We start from the raw sequence: 15,457 nt of genomic DNA on the forward strand, positions 1-15,457 counted from the left end.
GACGATCCGTCGCAAATTGTACTCAAACGCGAGCATCTTGCGAAGCGATAGGGGCAGCCCGGCGGCGTGCTTGACCGCCCAGCTCACGGCTTGGAGTCCCGGTCGTCGCACCCTCATCATAACAAAATCTTGCAACGTCTAACGAGCAATGCACGCGAACTGCATCCAGTATCCGTTCCGAGTTTGACGTTAATTCCAACGGGGAGGCGACGATGTCCGGTATCAACGCTCGGCCGAATGACGACGTCGTTCGATCTCAGCTTGTGGCCAGTTTAGACGATCAGTCGCGTGACTGGCAGCTCGTGCTGCGGGAATCCCACCATCGGATGAAGAACACGCTGACGATACTGGGTGCGTCAGTCCGCCGCGATTTCACCCGGGCAGGCACCAGGGACGTGTCGCTTGCCGCGGACCGGCTCGAGCGGCGCATCGTCGCCTTCGGCAGGCTCTATCAACTCTTGTCCGACAATGACGATCATACGGCGATCCCGGTGGCGGCCTTCTTCGAAAATTTGTGCGGAGCGATTTCCGAGGCCGTGCTGGAGCCCGCGGGCATCCGCTGCGAGGCGGCGATCGAAAACGGGACCCTACCGGCATCGCAATGCCATCGGCTCGCGCTGATGCTGACGGAGCTGGTGACGAATGCGGCCAAGCACGCCTTCCCGAACAGGAATGATGCAATGATCCGCATCGAGATAGCCAATCGTGACGGCGCCTGGTTCTGCACGGTATTAGACAACGGGATCGGCGCGAGCGGGCCGCTTCAGGGCACAGGCAGCCGGATTCTCGAAGGACTCGCACGCAGCATTCGCGCCCGGCTGCAGGGCGAGGCGGGAGAAGACGGCACACGTGTAACGATCGTGATGCCGATCGCAGCTGCTTGAAGTTCGTCTTCGATCCAACCCAGGGAGTTCGACATGGCCACTACCGAAATCGACCGCGACGCCGCGGCCAAGTCTTCCAAGAACCCTTCCAACAAGTCTGCGAGCAAGCCTTCGACATCGCCTAGAATTGATCAGAGGCTCGAGGTGATCGTGATCCCCGTGTCCGATGTCGATCGCGCCAAGGCCTTCTACGCGCGTCTCGGTTGGCGACTTGACGCCGATTTTGCCTCCGGCAATGACTGGCGCGTGATCCAGTTCACGCCGCCAGGCTCGGCCTGCTCGGTGATCTTCGGGAGGAACGTGACCGCGGCAGCGCCGGGCTCGGCGCGAGGCTTGTACCTGATCGTCTCCGATCTGGAGGCGGCGCGAAAGGATCTGCTCGGCCGCGGCATCGAGGTCAGCGCTCCATTCCATGGTGCCGGCGATGTCCACGCCGGAACCGACGAGCCTTATCTCTCCGGCAGCGTTCGGGTTAGCGGTGCTGACCCGAAGCGCGGCAGCTACGGCTCATTTGCCTCGTTCAGCGATCCCGACGGCAATGGCTGGTTGTTCCAGGAGGTCACCACGCGATTGCCGGGACGGATCGCGGGCGACGGCACGACATTCGCTTCGCAGGCTGCGTTGGCCGCAGCACTGCGCCGCGCGGCGGCGGCACATGGCGAGCACGAAAAGCGGACCGGCGGGCACGATGAGAACTGGGCCGATTGGTATGCCGACTATATCGTCCGCGAGCAAGCGGGCCAGCCGCTGCCATCCTGAGCTGGACGGCGGCTTCTCGACTGATGCAAGCCGACGCGGCGCGCGATGACTGAGCTGATCGCGCGCCGTGTTGCTTTGGCGGCGACCATCGTGGATCGCCGCTTGCTCTGCTCGGCGTCGCGCGGCTCGCAACGGCTAACGCGGTCTAACAACCCATAACGAGCAAATTGCCAGGGCCTGCGCCAATCTCTCTGCATGACGAACCGAGGCGTTGATGTCGAATTCGGTCAGCGTCACCGACCAAAGCCAGGGAGATCGAACATGACAACGCAAGCACGTATCGACATTCTCAATCCAGACCGCCGTCAACTGTTGGGCCAGGCCGCGATGACCGCGGTTGCCGCAAGCGTATCGAGCCTGTTGCCGCTGCATTCCGCCAAGGCTGGCGTGAGTGGGGCGGTTCGCCCGTTCCACGTCAGCGTGCCCGAGCAGGATCTGGTCGATCTTCGCCGCCGCCTCGGGGCGACGCGCTGGCCGGATCGTGAGATCGTTGTCGATCAATCGCAGGGCGTGCAACTGACGACGGTGCAGCAACTCGTGAACTACTGGCAGAACGACTACGACTGGCGCAAGATGGAGGCGCGGCTGAATGCCTTGCCGCAATTCGTCACCGAGATCGACGGCGTCGACATCCACTTCATTCACGTTCGCTCGCGTCACGAAAACGCGCTGCCGATGATCGTCACGCATGGCTGGCCCGGTTCGATCATCGAGCAGATGAAAATCGTCGGCCCGCTCACCGACCCCACCGCACACGGCGCGACGGCGGCGGACGCCTTTGATCTCGTGATCCCGTCGCTGCCCGGCCACGGCTTCTCCGGCAAGCCGACGGAGCTGGGCTGGGATCCCCAGCGCGTCGCGCGCGCCTGGATCGTGCTGATGAAGCGGCTCGGCTACAACCGCTATGTCGCGCAAGGCGGCGATTGGGGCAATGCCGTGACGGAGCAGATGGCAGTGATTGCGCCGCCCGAGCTGCTCGGCATCCATACCAACATGCCCGCGACCGTTCCGGACGACATCGCCAAGGCGCTTCAGCCCGGCGGATCGCGGCCGTCGAACCTCTCGGCCGATGAGCGCTACGCTTACGATCAGCTCGATGACTTCTACAAGCACGGTCTCGGCTACGCCATCGAGATGTCGAACCGGCCGCAGACGCTCTATGGCCTGGTGGATTCGCCGGCGGGCCTCGCGTCCTGGATGCTCGACCACGATGCGCGCAGCACCGCGATGATCGCCCGGGTGTTCGACGGCAAGACGGAAGGGCTGTCGCGCGATGACGTGATCGACAACATCACGCTCTATTGGCTCACCAACACCGCGGTGTCCTCGGCGCGGCTGTACTGGGAGAACAAGCTGGTGTTCTTCGAGCCCAAGCACATCAAGATCCCGGTCGCCGTCAGCGTTTTCCCGGACGAGATCTACGCCGCGCCGCGCAGCTGGACCGAGAAGGCCTATCCGAAGCTGATGCACTACAATCGCCTCGACAAGGGCGGCCACTTCGCCGCCTGGGAGCAGCCCGCGCTGTTCTGCGCGGAAATGCGCACCGCCTTCCGACCGCTGCGTCAGTCGATCTGAGACCTGCGAGGACGCGCACTTCCGCGCGTTCTCATTTTTCCCCACAGACAGGAATGCAATCATGAACCGCCCCGAACGCACCTTCACGACCGACCAAATCCGCCTGGAACGTCGGCTGCCGTCGTATTGGCGTGTCACCTTCGACATGCCCCCGGTCAATATCTTCGGCCCCAAGCAGCTTCCGCTGCTCGACGACGTCGTCACGGCGATCGAGACCGATCCTGAGGTGAAGGTCGTGGTGTTCGACAGCGCCGTCGAAGGCTTCTTCATCACGCATTACGACTTCCTCGCGCCGCTGGAGGATTCGCTTCGTATCCCGCCCGGGCCGACCGGCCTGCAGGCACTGCCCGACATGCTGGTGCGTCTCAGCCGCGCGCCGATTGTCTCGATTGCCTCGATCCGGGGCCGCGCGACCGGCGTCGGCAGCGAGCTGGCGCTCGCGAGCGACATGCGCTTTGCCAGCCGCGAAAAGGCGATACTGTCGCAATGGGAAGTCGGTGCGGGCCTGGTGCCCGGCGGCGGGCCGATGGCGCGGTTGCCGCGCCTGATGGGCCGCGGCCGCGCGCTCGAAGTTCTGCTCGGCGCCGATGACATCCACGGTGATCTCGCCGAACGTTACGGCTATGTGAACCGGTCGCTGCCGGATGCCGAGCTCGACGGCTTCGTCGAGGCGCTGGCCATGCGCATCGCGTCCTTCGACAAGGAGGCGATTGCCGAGACCAAGCGCCTCGTCGACGTCGCGAGCCTGCCGCCGGATGTCGAGATCAAGCCGGAATGGGACGCGTTCCTGGCCTCGCTCAGCCGCCCCGCGAGCCAGACCCGCATCAAGGCGCTGATGTCGCGCGGCTTCCACCGCGCCGGTGACGTCGAGAACCGGCTCGGCTTCCACGTCGGACAGATCGGTAACTAGAGCGTTTTCGAGCAAAGTGGATACCGGTTCGCGTGAAGAAAACGCGTCAAAGCAAGAATCAAGTCCCGTTCGGAACGGGACTTGACGGAACCGCTGCGGCGCTCGGCCGGTTGGAATTGGCGACAAGCGGTCGTGCCAATGTCGCTTTCCTTCGGTACCGAGCGCCGGTGCTAAAAAATCAACCAGGAGAATTGAGATGATCCGCAAGGCAACAGCAGTCTGGAAGGGCACCGGTCGGGACGGGACCGGTCAGCTATCGAGCGAATCCGGCGTGCTCGCTGCGACGCCCTATTCCTTCAAGACCCGCTTCGAGAACGAGAAGGGCACCAATCCCGAGGAGTTGATCGCTGCGGCCCATGCCGGTTGCTTTACCATGGCGCTGGCCTTCGGCCTGCAGCTCGCCGGCTTCACGCCGGACGAACTCTCGACGGAAGCCGCGGTCACGCTCGAGCCGGAAGGCAAGGGTTTCAAGATCAGCAAATCGGCGCTGACCTTGCGTGCCAAGGTGCCGAACCTCGACGATGCCGGCTTTGCCCGCATCGCGGGCGAGGCCGAGAAGAACTGCCCGGTGTCGAAAGTGCTCAACGCCGCAATCACGCTCGACGCTAAACTGACGTAGGGCGCGCTCTCATTGTGTCTCCATCCGGTTCTGGAAGCTTGCGTCTCGCGAGAGGAGCTGGATGGACAAATGCCTGGCTTTCGGCTGAGCCGCCAAAAGCATAGGATGCGACGGATTCAGAACGGACAGACGGATCAATTGGGAGTGGAGATATGACAACGGAACGCACAGTTTTAGCCGGAGGCTGCTTCTGGGGCATGCAGGATCTGATCCGCAGGCAGCCGGGCGTGATCTCGACCCGCGTCGGCTACACCGGCGGCGCTGTGAAGAATGCCACCTACCGCAATCATGAAGGTCATGCCGAAGCGATCGAGATCACCTTCGATCCCACCAAGACCAGCTTTCGGACCATGCTGGAGTTCTTCTTCCAGATCCACGATCCGACCACGCTCAACCGCCAGGGCAATGATTTGGGCACGAGCTATCGCTCGGCGATCTTTTATACCAGCGACGAACAGAAGCGCATCGCAAAGGATACGATTGCAGACGTCGAGGCGTCCGGTCTCTGGCCTGGCAAGGTCGTGACCGAGGTCGCGCCCGCAGGCGAGTTCTGGCAAGCCGAGCCGGAGCATCAGGATTATCTCGAACGCTATCCGGACGGGTACACCTGCCACTTCATCCGCCCCGACTGGAAACTGCCGCGGCGCGGGGCTGCAGCGGCAGGCTAGAGCTGGTCGTCGTTATTGTCGGGGAGAGCCATGCCCGAAATCCGCGAGATCACCGCGGGCATCCGCAGAGCACATCGACCGCTTTTCGGGCCATCTCCCTCAGCTCGGAGCGGCGGGCGCCGGCACGGGCGCGAATGGCGATGGTGTGCATCGTGGCTGAAGCGAGAATGGCAAGCGCCGCTGGATCGGCATCGCGCTTCAACTCGCCCTTGTCCTGCGCAAGGCGGAAGCGGGCTTCGAAATCGGCATCTATCATCCGCAGTCCCGCCGCAACGCTACTCCGGATCGCGGCATCTTCAGCGACTTCGGTCACCGCCGTCCCCACCACGAAGCAGCCGCGCGCGGCTCCCTTTCCGGAAAAGTAGATCGACAGCGCCGCGTCATAGGCCAGCATCAGCGCTTCGTCCAAGGGATGGTCCCCGGCGAGAGCCTCACGCGTCGCGGCAAGGCTGATCTCCCAATAACGCGCGAGCGCCTCGAGGTAGAGCGCATGCTTGTTGCCGAACACCGCGTAGAGGCTCGGCGGACTCATCCCGGTCGCGGCAGCGACCTTGTCCAGGGGGGTACCGGAATAGCCCGTCCTCCAGAACGTCTCCGTTGCCCGCTTCAAGGCGGTCTCTGCGTCGTAGGCCGGTGGCCGTCCCCGGCGCGCCGGGCTCGTTTCGCTCTTTTTCCGTGCCATATCGTCAGAACCCCGGTTGCCCTGTTCTACACGTATATTTGTATGGATCGTTATAAAAATCAAGGGTCGCAGCCTTGATCGCCGCGTTGGAGTGCAATATTTGTAACGATCGTTATTAAATAGATTGAACCCGAGGATATTCCGATGCGTTTCGATTTCGCGCCAATCGCCGGCGGGCTCGGCGATGGCAGCAGCTTCCGCCCGAGCAAGGCTGCCGCGCAATGGTTTGGGGCAGGGCTCGGCAAGCGGTTGCGACGGCCGCTGATGCTCGCGCTGCCGATGGCGGTGGCCGTGGTTGGCGCCTTCATCTATCTGGCGCAGGAGCAATATGTCTCGACCGACGACGCCTTCGTGCGTGCCGCCAAGGTGACCATCAACGCACGCGTTTCCGGCCAGGCGGTCGAGATAGCCGTGCGCGACAACGAGCGCGTCCGGCGCGGGCAGGTGCTGTTTCGCATCGACCCGGAGCCTTATCAAATTGCCGTCGACCAGGCCGAGGCGCGCCTCGGAAGTGCGCGGCTCCAGATCGAGTCCCTCAAGGCGACCCATCGTCAGCAGCAGGCGGAGCTGCAGTCGGCCAAAGAGACGGCTACCTTCGACGAGCGCGAGTTCGATCGCAAGAAGATGCTGGTTGCCTCCGACTTCACGCCGCGCGCGGTCTATGAGCGGGCCGAGACGGACATGAAGGTCGCTCGCCACCGCATGGCGTCGATCGAACAGCAGATCGGCAACACGATCGTCGCCCTCGATGGCGATGCAGATATCGACATCGACCGTCATCCGACCGTTCGCGCGGCCAGGGCACAGCTCGACCGTGCGCGGCTGGATCTCTCCTACGCCACCGTGACGGCGCCGGACGACGGCATCGTGACCAAGGTGGACGATCTCCAGATCGGCGGCTTCGTCAATGCTGGGGCAACGACGTTCTCGCTGCAGTCGAGCCGGCACGTCTGGGTCGAGGCGAATTTCCGCGAGACCGGCTTGACCCACATGCGCCCGGGCCAGGAGGCGACGATCGACGTCGATGCCTATCCGGATCGCAAGTTCAAGGCGCACATCGTCAGCATGAGTCCGGGGACCGGCTCTGACTTCTCGCTCCTGCCGCCCGAGAATGCGACGGGAAACTGGGTCAAGGTCGTGCAGCGATTGCCGGTGCGCCTGGAACTCGACGATCTCGATCCGAACCGGCCATTGTTCTCGGGCATCAGCGTGACGGCGCGGGTCGATACAGGCCATCGCCGCAGCTGGCCGCATCTGCTCCAACCGGCGCCTGCAACGGAGGGCAAATGAGTACGCCCCTTCCATCGACCACGGCGCCCGGCGGTCATCACGCGATCGCCGCGGCCGCACTCATGGCGACCTACATGCAGGCCGTCAACATTTCGATACCGAACGCGGCGCTACCCCATATTCAAGCGACGCTCTCGATGGCCAATGACGAGGTCGGCTGGGTGTTTTCCTCCTATATCGCGGCGAGCGCCGTGACCATGTCGATCACGCAATGGCTGGCGGGACGCTACGGCCGGAAAGTGGTCTATCAGGCCGCTGTCACGATCTTCGTCTTGGGTCTCGCCCTCGACACGCTGGCGACGACGTCGATTCAGTTCGTGCTGGCGCGAATCCTCCAGGGCGCGGCGAGCGGACCGCTGGCGCCGCTCTCGCTGGCGATCCTGCTCGAGGCGACACCGCCGGCGCGACATGCGCGCATGAACTTGGCCTGGACCGTCTGCTCCCTGCTCGGCATCAGCAGCGGCCCGGCCATTGGCGGTTGGCTCAGTGAATATTACGGCTGGCCCGCGATCTTCTATTTCAGCCTGCCGATGACGGGTTTCATTTTCCTGACGATGACTCAGCTGCTCGGCGAGAAGCGGGCGGAGCGGAGCCAGCCCTTCGACTTCTTCGGCCTGACGACGTTCTCCGTCGGCATGATTGGGTTGCAGATGTTGCTCGACCGCGGCGAGCGCCTCGAATGGTTTGCCTCGACGGAAATCTGGATCGAGGCGGGCGCCTCCGTGCTCGGCTTCTATCTCTTCGTCGTGCACGTCATGACGACAAAGGAGCACTTTCTCCGCACGGCGCTGTTCAGGGACCGCAATCTCGTGCTCTCGACGGTCATCTCCTTCGCGGTTGGCTTCGTGCTGCTGCCGACCTTGGCCCTGACGTCCCCGATGCTGGAGGAATTGCTCAACTACCCCGTTGACACCACCGGATACATGACCGTTCCGCGCGGCGTCGCGCTGGTGGGAGCGCTGGTGCTGACGAGCCTGGTCCCGGCGCAGATCGACTACCGGCCGTTCCTCGTGGGTGGAATGACGCTGGTGGTCTATGCCAACTGGCTGATGCTTGGCTATTCACCGGCGATGGATTGGCGGCCGGTGGTCGAGGCCGGCCTGCTCCAGGGAGCGGGCCTCGGCATGTTGCTGCCCGCGCTCGCCAGGGCCGCGTTCGGCACGCTCGATCCGAAGCTCCGCCCGGAAGGCAGCGCGCTGATCAACCTGTCGCGCCTCTATGGCAGCACCATCGGCATCGCAGTGGTCCAGCTCTTCTTCTACGCCAACACGCAGGCTGTGCACGTCGCACTCGCAAAGAACCTCACGCCCTACCGAGTCGCTGCATTCGTCGGGGGGCCGATCGCGAAGCCAAGCCTTGCCGCCCTCAACGGCATGGTCACGCGTCAGGCGGCGACCGTCGCGGTCATCGACCAGTTCGAGATCCTGATGCTCGCCATGCTCGTCGTGATTCCGCTCGTGTTTTTTCTCCGTAAGCCGCGGCCGACCGGTTAACGCCTGGAGCCGTGGAATGACATCGCATCGAATACCTCGTCCCTCGCTTTTGAGGGAGCCGAGGACAAACAAAGGAGTATGAGCATGACTTCGTCAGATACGCTTCGTTATACGAGGATTCCAACTCATCAATCCGGGACGATTCCCGCGGTGGGATTTGGCACGCTCATTCCGGATCCGCTCGTGACCAGGCAGGCCACCAAGGCTGCATTGGAGGCCGGATTTCGACACCTTGATTGCGCGGAGCGCTATCGCAACGAGGAAGCGGTCGGCGATGCGCTGCAGGAGACGTTCAAGGAGGGAACGCTTCAGCGCAAGGACCTGTTCGTTACGACGAAGCTATGGAACACCAATCATCGGCCGGAACGGGTCAGGCCTGCCTTCGACGCCAGTCGCCGGCGGCTGCAAGTCGACGAGATCGATTGCTACATCATCCATACGCCCTTTGCCTTTCAACCCGGCGACGAACAGGATCCGAGAGATGAGCACGGTCGGGTCATCTATGATTCAGGTGTTACGCTGGCGGAGACGTGGGGGGCGCTGGAGCGCCTGGTCGACGAGGGGCACTGCAAGTCGATCGGTCTGTCGGACATCACCCTGGACAAGCTGCGCGAGATCGTTTCGGTCGCGCGGATCAGGCCCGCCATGGTGCAAGTCGAATCGCATCCGTATCTTCCCGAGTGGGACCTGCTCGACTTCTGTCGAGAGCACGGGATCGTCTTGCAGGCGTTTGCAGCGCTGGGGCACGCGATGAAGCCGAACGTCCTGGCCGATCCGGTGATCACTGCCATCGCGGAGCGTTTGCACAAGACACCGGCCCAAATTGCGCTGGCGTGGGCCGTCCAGCGCGGCACCGCTTTCCTGACGACTTCGACCAATCCCCGGCGCATCCAGGAGAACTTCGATATTTCGGCTTTGCCCAAAGACGCCATGCGAGAGATGAGGGACGAGATCACGACAAACATCAGGTTCAACACGGTCGTCGAGACTGGCGTGCCCGGATTCATTCCGCGCGCCGGATGAATCGGCGCCGGCCAGCCGACTCGTCAAGCTCGGAGCTGCTCGATCAAATCGTGGGCGCTGCGGATTTCGGCGATGCCGGCACCTTCGGTGAACGGCCGGCATGCGCGTTCCAGAATTGCCAAGGCCTCCTTGGTCTGGCCAGCGCCGATCATGTACCGCGCCAGGCTGACCGCGCTTCGCAGCTCCCAGAAGCGCGCGCCTTGCTGGCCGGCAATGTCCATGGCCTCGCGAAAGCGCGGCTCGGCGTCTCCTGAATGCCGGGTGCTCCTGAGCATCAACTCTCCCTTGATGCGGATCAGCTCCGGCAGATACCAGAGCTCCTGCCGGTCGTTGCAGCGGGTCAGGACATCCTCGATCACGTCGAGGCCGCGATCGACCTGGTCGGCTTCTCCAGAACACGCGGCGAGCTCGCCGAGCAGGGGCAGAAAACGCGGCAGGAAGCGCGCATCGCCGGCGCGATTGAGCTCCTCGCGCAGCAGTGGCAGGCCGGTCGAGTCGCCGCGTTTGACCATGACTGCGGCATTGAAGGCCCTAGCCCACAGGCCCCACAGCCGGATCGCGTGTCGCTCGGTGTGTTCGAGCAGCTCGGCGCCGTGACGCTGCGCGGCCTCGAAATCGCCGGACCAGAAGGCGATTGGGCAGGCGGCCTGTCCGAGCACGCTGCAGAAGGTCAGTGCGTGGCCATTGGCGCGGCCTTCCTCGATGTTCCTGGCGGTGAGGGCCTGAGCCTGATCGGCCAGGCCCTGAAGCCACAGGATGCGAGCTCGAAAATATTGGGTCGAGATTCTCAGATCGAGCGGGAAGATTTTCGGCTTCTCCGCCAGCACATGCAGCGATGCATTGACCCGGTCGATGCGTAGCCGAGCTTCGTTCTGATCCCCGAGATAGTGCAGCGCTACGGCCATCAGGCGGTCGCCCAGCATGACGTCGGTCCTGTCGGACGAGTTCGCCGCTGCGTTCGCAAAGCGATCGGCGAGCGCACGGGCCTTGCCGAACTGTCCGTTGTTGAACTGGTCGATGCACAAGCCCCAGAGCGCGCGCAGCCGGAAATCCTTGTCGTCGAGCCTGTCAGCCAGCTCGAGGGTCGTCTCGAGGATCGGCCGCGCCTCGCGCGCGCGGCCCTCGCCATACATCAGCGACCAGCCGAGTGCCGACAGGAGCTGCATGCGGATGCGGTCATCGTCGGCGGTGTCTCCGAGCGCTGCGAGTGCCGTTCTGCTGCGCTCACGGCATTCCGCGAACAGTGAAAGACGCACCCACAGCGTGATCGCGGCCGCCGTCAGCGCGATGCCGAGTGTCGCCTCGCCGTCGGGCCCGAAGGCCCAGTCCAACGCCGCGCGCACATTGTCCAGCTCCGCGCCATAGATGCTCAGCCATTCGGGCAGCGGCGTCGAAATATCCGCCTCCGCGCGCTGGAATAAATCGCGAAAATGCTCGGCATGACGCCGCGCGAACTGCCTGGCTTCGCCGAGCTCGTTGAGTTTTCCGTATGCATAGGTGCGCGTGGTGTCGAGCAGCCGATAGCGCAGCGTCCGCGAGCCGGACGGCGAGATCAGCGACTTGGTCACCAGGCTGTCGATTGCTTCGAGGGTCTCGGATGCGTTGAGGCCGTCACCGGACGCGACCGCTGCCGCCGTCTCCGGCGCGAAAGGCCCGGCAAAGACCGACAAGCGTCGCAGCGTGGCGCTCTCCACGGGAGGCAGAAGGTCGTAGCTCCAGTCGAGCGCCGCAGCGAGCGTCTGGTGCCGCGGCACGGCGGTGCGCCGGCCGCGCCATTGCAGCGAAAAGCGGCTGTCGAGCAGGGATGCCGTGCCGGCGATGCCGTAAGCATTGACGCGGCCCGCCGCGAGCTCGATCGCCAGCGCGATGCCGTCGAGGCGCCGGCAGATGCTCGCGACGAGGGGCGCCTCTTCTGCGCTGAGCTGAAACGGTCCCGAGCTCTGCGCAATGCGGTCCACAAAGAGTTGAGCCGCGGGATAGGCAAGAACCTCGTCGACAGCAAGCCCTTCGCGCTCGGGCGGACAATCCAGTGGGAACAGCCGGAAAATCCGCTCGCCTTCGCTCCGGAACGACTCGCGGCTGGTTGCGAGAACACGAAGCTGCGGTGCTTCGCGAACGATGTGCTCGACGAGAGGCGCCAATTGATCCAGCACATGTTCGCAACTGTCGAAGATCAGCAGGGCCGGGCCGATCTTGAGGAAAGTCAGAAGGGCCGGCGTCGGATCTTCCGCGCTGATGGTCAGTCCGAGCGCCGAAGCAATGGTGGTCGCGATGTGACTGGCATCCCTCAGCGGACCGAAATCGACAAAGAAGACTCGCCCGCCGAAATCCTGGGAGCGGCGATGCCCGACGGTGACGGCGACCGAGGTCTTGCCGATGCCGCCCGGGCCGACGACCGTCATGAAGCGATAGAGGGAAAGTCCGTTCGAGATCTTCTCGATGACATCTTCCCGGCCGACCATCCTGGTTAGCTGAGCGGGCAGGGAGCGGGGAGGGGCGGTTTCGGCCGCGAGCGGGGCGGCTGGCGCAGCTGCTTGAGCGAACGAGGCGACAAAGCAATAGCCGCGGCCCGGCACGTTAACGACGTAACGGGCCGACTTGCCGGTATCGCCGAGCGCTTTGCGCAGCGCCGCGACATGGAAGCGCAGACTGCCCTCGTCGACATTGACGCCGGCCCAGATGCGCTTGACCAGCTCTCTCTTGTCGACGACTTCTCCGGGGCGTCCGGCAAGGAAGATGAGAATGTCGAGCGCGCGGCCGCCGACATGAAGCGGCGCCCCCTCCTTCTCCAAGAGCCGGGACTTCGGAAACAGTCGAAATGGCCCAAAGGAAATGGCCGAGTCTTCGCTACGATCTGGCACGCGCCATCGCCCCCTCGAAGGGAGTCAAAAGGTATTACTTTTTGGTCTACCAGAACGAGGCGTACAGTAAACTGGCCGAAAGCAGTGGGCAGGGCTGGCAGCCCTGCGTGGACGGCTTGGGTCGGCTCGCTCGCGAAATTGTGCTTGGAAAGTAAAGAGTTAGGCCGATGTGACAATGCGATGACGCCGAGGCTCGCCCGGATGGAGCATTGACTGCGATGCCGGATTGCTGCGATGGCATCGTCCGGGAGCCGGTCCCGCCACCACATCGACTGCCGACTTCCGGAATTTCCAGCATGGCCTCTTTCACGCGGCGACAATTCGTGCACGCGTTGACAAGCGCAGCGGCGCTCCCCGCGCTTCCCCGCAGCGGACAAGCCGCCGACTATCCGTCTCGTCCCATTCGCCTGGTGATTCCCTACGGACCCGGTGGATCGGGTGACCAGATCGCGCGCCCCTGGGTTGACAGGATGCCGTCGCTGCTGGGGCCGACCTTCGTCGAATATATCGGCGGTGCGGGCGGCGCCATCGGGACCGCGGCGGTCGCACGCGAGGAGCCCGACGGCTATTCGCTGCTGCTCGGCAACGGCAGCACGCAGGTCATCATTCCCATGACGTCGGCGAATCCCGGATATTCGGTTGGCGATTTCCGCGCCATCTACCGGCTGATCAACAGCGCGCTGGTTTTCGCCGTCAATCCTTCGGTGCCCGCCGCAAACCTGCGCGAGTTGATCGCCTATGCGAAAGCCAATCCGGGAAAGCTGTCCTATGGCACGCCGGGGATCGCCACCGGAAACCATCTGGTCGGCGAATCCTTCAAGCAGCAGGCCGGTGCGCTGGACATCGTCCACGTGCCCTATCGGGGCATCGCGCAGGCGACCAACGATCTCGTCAGCGGCCAGATATCGCTCGTCATTGCCGTCATGTCCGTTCAATTGCAGCAGCTGGCTCAAGCGGGGAAAGTCAGGCTGCTCGCGGTCACCACCGAAACGCGGCTGAGCGGCGCGCCGGAGATCCCGACGGCCGTCGAATCCGGCATGCCCGGCATCCGGTATGAGGGATGGTTCGGTCTGTTCGCGCCCAAGGACACCGACGATGCGATCATCGACCGGATCGCGCAGGCGACGCGGCTCGCCATGGCCGAACCGGCGCTTCTGGCGAGCTATCGCGCTCAGGGCATGGAGCCGGACAACGATTCAAGTCCGGACAAATTCCAGCGCATCGTCGAGGCCACATCCGCAAGCCTCGCGCCCCTGATCAAATCGATCGGGCTGAGCAATTTGTGACGCCGCTCAGCCGTCGGCGCGCGTAACCATGCGCGCCGTCAGCGTGACGAGGCCCATCAGCGCGGCCAGGAGCCAGAACGCCATCGGCAATCCGCCAAAGCGTGCCACGAAGCCGACACCGGCGGGGCCGACGAGAACGCCAGCATAGCCGGCGGTCGTGATCGCCGCAACGGCGAGCCCCGTGGGCATCACCGTCTGCCTCGCCGCCCGGCGGAACAGCACCGGCACGAGGTTCGATGCGCCGAGGCCGATCAGCAGGAAGCCGGCTATGGCGACCGCCACGACGGGAGCCGTGAGCAGGACCACGAAACCCGCGATCGCAATCAGGCTGCCCCAGAACAATGTCGTGCGGTCTCCGACGCGTGCGACGACGGCGTCGCCGCCGAGCCGCCCGATCGTCATGGCTACCGAGAACACGATGTAGCCGATCCCGCCTTGCGCTTCGGAAACGAGACCCGCGCCGATGACGAGCAAGGCGCCCCAATCGAGCATCGCGCCTTCGACCAGGAAGGTGATGGCGCAAAGCAGCGCGAGCAGGAGCACGGCGCCATGCGGCAGCACGAACAACGGCCCCTCCTGCACCTGCACAGAGCGAAGCAGCCGCGGCCACGCCGCCAGCATCGCGATCAGCATCAGGACGGAGCAGATCAGCGTGCAAGCGAGCGCGCCGAGTTGCAGCGAGAGCAGTGCGGTCATCAGCGCGGCCCCGGCGAAGCCGCCGATGCTGAACAGCGCGTGGAAGCCGGACATCAGCGGACGTCCTGCGGCGCGCTCCACCTCAACCGCGTGGATGTTCATGGCGACGTCGATGGAGCCGAGCGCGGCGCCAAATGCGAAGAGTGCCAGCGCGAGCGTCATGGACGAGCTCGCGATTGTCAGCAGAGGCAGGACCAGGGCAAGACCGAGCCCGCCCGCAATGACGATCGGCTTGCTGCCATAGCGCGCGCTCAGCACGCCGGTCAGAACCATCGCGACGACCGAGCCGATGCCGAGGCTGAGCAGGAGCAGTCCGAGGATGCCGTCGTCGACGGCGAGCCGCGCCTTCGCGAACGGCACCAGCGGTGCCCAGCACGCGATGCCGAAGCCCGCGACGAGGAAGGCAAGCCTGGTCGCAAGGCGTGTCGCCGGCCTGTCGGCAGAAGACATGGGAACTCCGGGGAGAGGGAATCAGGGCAGGGGCAACCGAAAAGCCTCGCAATTGTCGCGTCTTTATGTCCGCGGCGGACTCGGATTGTCGCAGGCGGCCCGTGGGGCGGACGGAACGCCAGTGCAAACCAAGGAGTGAGGCTTCGTTGGCGCGGGGGGGGGGGGGCCGATCAGGGGGCACGAGAGCCGCCATTGCCACCCTAGCACGGTATAGATTTGCCGGCAACCGGGGCCCAGGCACACCCCCGTCTCGAACACGCT

General features: G+C 64.2%; 13 protein-coding genes. 10 read left to right on the plus strand and 3 right to left on the minus strand.

The window, feature by feature from the left end; genetic code table 11:
- The first annotated feature begins 212 nt into the window (after positions 1 to 212).
- The 6 genes from AC0L3K_RS32245 to msrA all read left to right on the plus strand — a co-directional run bounded on the left by AC0L3K_RS32245 (position 213) and on the right by msrA (position 5,415).
- Positions 213 to 884 carry a sensor histidine kinase gene (locus AC0L3K_RS32245; RefSeq protein ID WP_473367557.1) on the plus strand — a complete coding sequence of 224 codons (672 nt, stop codon included), beginning with the start codon at positions 213 to 215 and terminating at the stop codon, positions 882 to 884.
- Positions 885 to 917: 33 nt separating this feature from the next.
- A complete protein-coding gene (locus AC0L3K_RS32250) occupies positions 918 to 1,643 on the plus strand; it encodes a VOC family protein (RefSeq protein ID WP_354170506.1) in 726 nt (241 codons plus the stop codon).
- Between the two features lie 261 nt (positions 1,644 to 1,904).
- On the plus strand, positions 1,905 to 3,218 hold the full coding sequence (locus AC0L3K_RS32255) for an epoxide hydrolase family protein (protein WP_473367558.1): 1,314 nt from the start codon (positions 1,905 to 1,907) through the stop codon (positions 3,216 to 3,218).
- Between the two features lie 61 nt (positions 3,219 to 3,279).
- The gene (locus tag AC0L3K_RS32260) at positions 3,280 to 4,128 is read left to right on the plus strand and encodes an enoyl-CoA hydratase/isomerase family protein (RefSeq protein WP_473367559.1); all 849 of its coding nucleotides are present in this window, start codon (positions 3,280 to 3,282) and stop codon (positions 4,126 to 4,128) included.
- A gap of 196 nt (positions 4,129 to 4,324) precedes the next feature.
- Positions 4,325 to 4,747, plus strand: a complete 423-nt coding sequence (locus AC0L3K_RS32265) for an OsmC family protein (protein ID WP_007601290.1) — start codon at positions 4,325 to 4,327, stop codon at positions 4,745 to 4,747.
- Positions 4,748 to 4,899: 152 nt separating this feature from the next.
- Positions 4,900 to 5,415 (plus strand): peptide-methionine (S)-S-oxide reductase MsrA, encoded by a 516-nt coding sequence (gene msrA / locus AC0L3K_RS32270; RefSeq protein WP_473367560.1) that lies wholly within the window; start codon positions 4,900 to 4,902, stop codon positions 5,413 to 5,415.
- A 49-nt stretch (positions 5,416 to 5,464) separates the two neighbouring features.
- Here msrA and AC0L3K_RS32275 read toward each other — a convergent pair whose 3' ends face one another.
- On the minus strand, positions 5,465 to 6,025 hold the full coding sequence (locus AC0L3K_RS32275) for a TetR/AcrR family transcriptional regulator (protein WP_473367561.1): 561 nt from the start codon (positions 6,023 to 6,025) through the stop codon (positions 5,465 to 5,467).
- A gap of 216 nt (positions 6,026 to 6,241) precedes the next feature.
- Here AC0L3K_RS32275 and AC0L3K_RS32280 point away from each other — a divergent pair, with 216 nt between their 5' ends.
- From AC0L3K_RS32280 to AC0L3K_RS32290, 3 genes are all read left to right on the plus strand, one after another.
- Positions 6,242 to 7,387, plus strand: coding sequence for an HlyD family secretion protein (locus AC0L3K_RS32280; protein ID WP_473367562.1), 1,146 nt, complete (start codon positions 6,242 to 6,244; stop codon positions 7,385 to 7,387).
- Complete coding sequence (locus tag AC0L3K_RS32285; protein WP_473367563.1) at positions 7,384 to 8,880, plus strand: MDR family MFS transporter; 1,497 nt, start codon at positions 7,384 to 7,386, stop codon at positions 8,878 to 8,880. The genes AC0L3K_RS32280 and AC0L3K_RS32285 overlap by 4 nt, the downstream gene beginning before the upstream one ends.
- Positions 8,881 to 8,964: 84 nt before the next feature.
- Entirely contained in the window at positions 8,965 to 9,903 is a 939-nt protein-coding gene (locus tag AC0L3K_RS32290) for an aldo/keto reductase (RefSeq protein ID WP_007601300.1), read from the plus strand.
- Between the two features lie 23 nt (positions 9,904 to 9,926).
- On the opposite strand, the gene AC0L3K_RS32295 is transcribed toward AC0L3K_RS32290, so the two are convergent.
- Positions 9,927 to 12,764 (minus strand): ATP-binding protein, encoded by a 2,838-nt coding sequence (locus tag AC0L3K_RS32295; RefSeq protein WP_473367564.1) that lies wholly within the window; start codon positions 12,762 to 12,764, stop codon positions 9,927 to 9,929.
- Between the two features lie 296 nt (positions 12,765 to 13,060).
- On the opposite strand from AC0L3K_RS32295, the gene AC0L3K_RS32300 reads away from it, so the two are divergent.
- Positions 13,061 to 14,050, plus strand: a complete 990-nt coding sequence (locus AC0L3K_RS32300) for a Bug family tripartite tricarboxylate transporter substrate binding protein (RefSeq protein ID WP_473367565.1) — start codon at positions 13,061 to 13,063, stop codon at positions 14,048 to 14,050.
- 6 nt (positions 14,051 to 14,056) lie between these two features.
- Here the strand turns inward: AC0L3K_RS32300 and AC0L3K_RS32305 are convergent, their stop codons facing one another.
- The gene (locus AC0L3K_RS32305) at positions 14,057 to 15,196 is read right to left on the minus strand and encodes an MFS transporter (RefSeq protein WP_473367566.1); all 1,140 of its coding nucleotides are present in this window, start codon (positions 15,194 to 15,196) and stop codon (positions 14,057 to 14,059) included.
- Positions 15,197 to 15,457: the final 261 nt, after the last annotated feature.

The sequence above is a fragment of the Bradyrhizobium sp. MI1.10 genome, assembly GCF_055811035.1.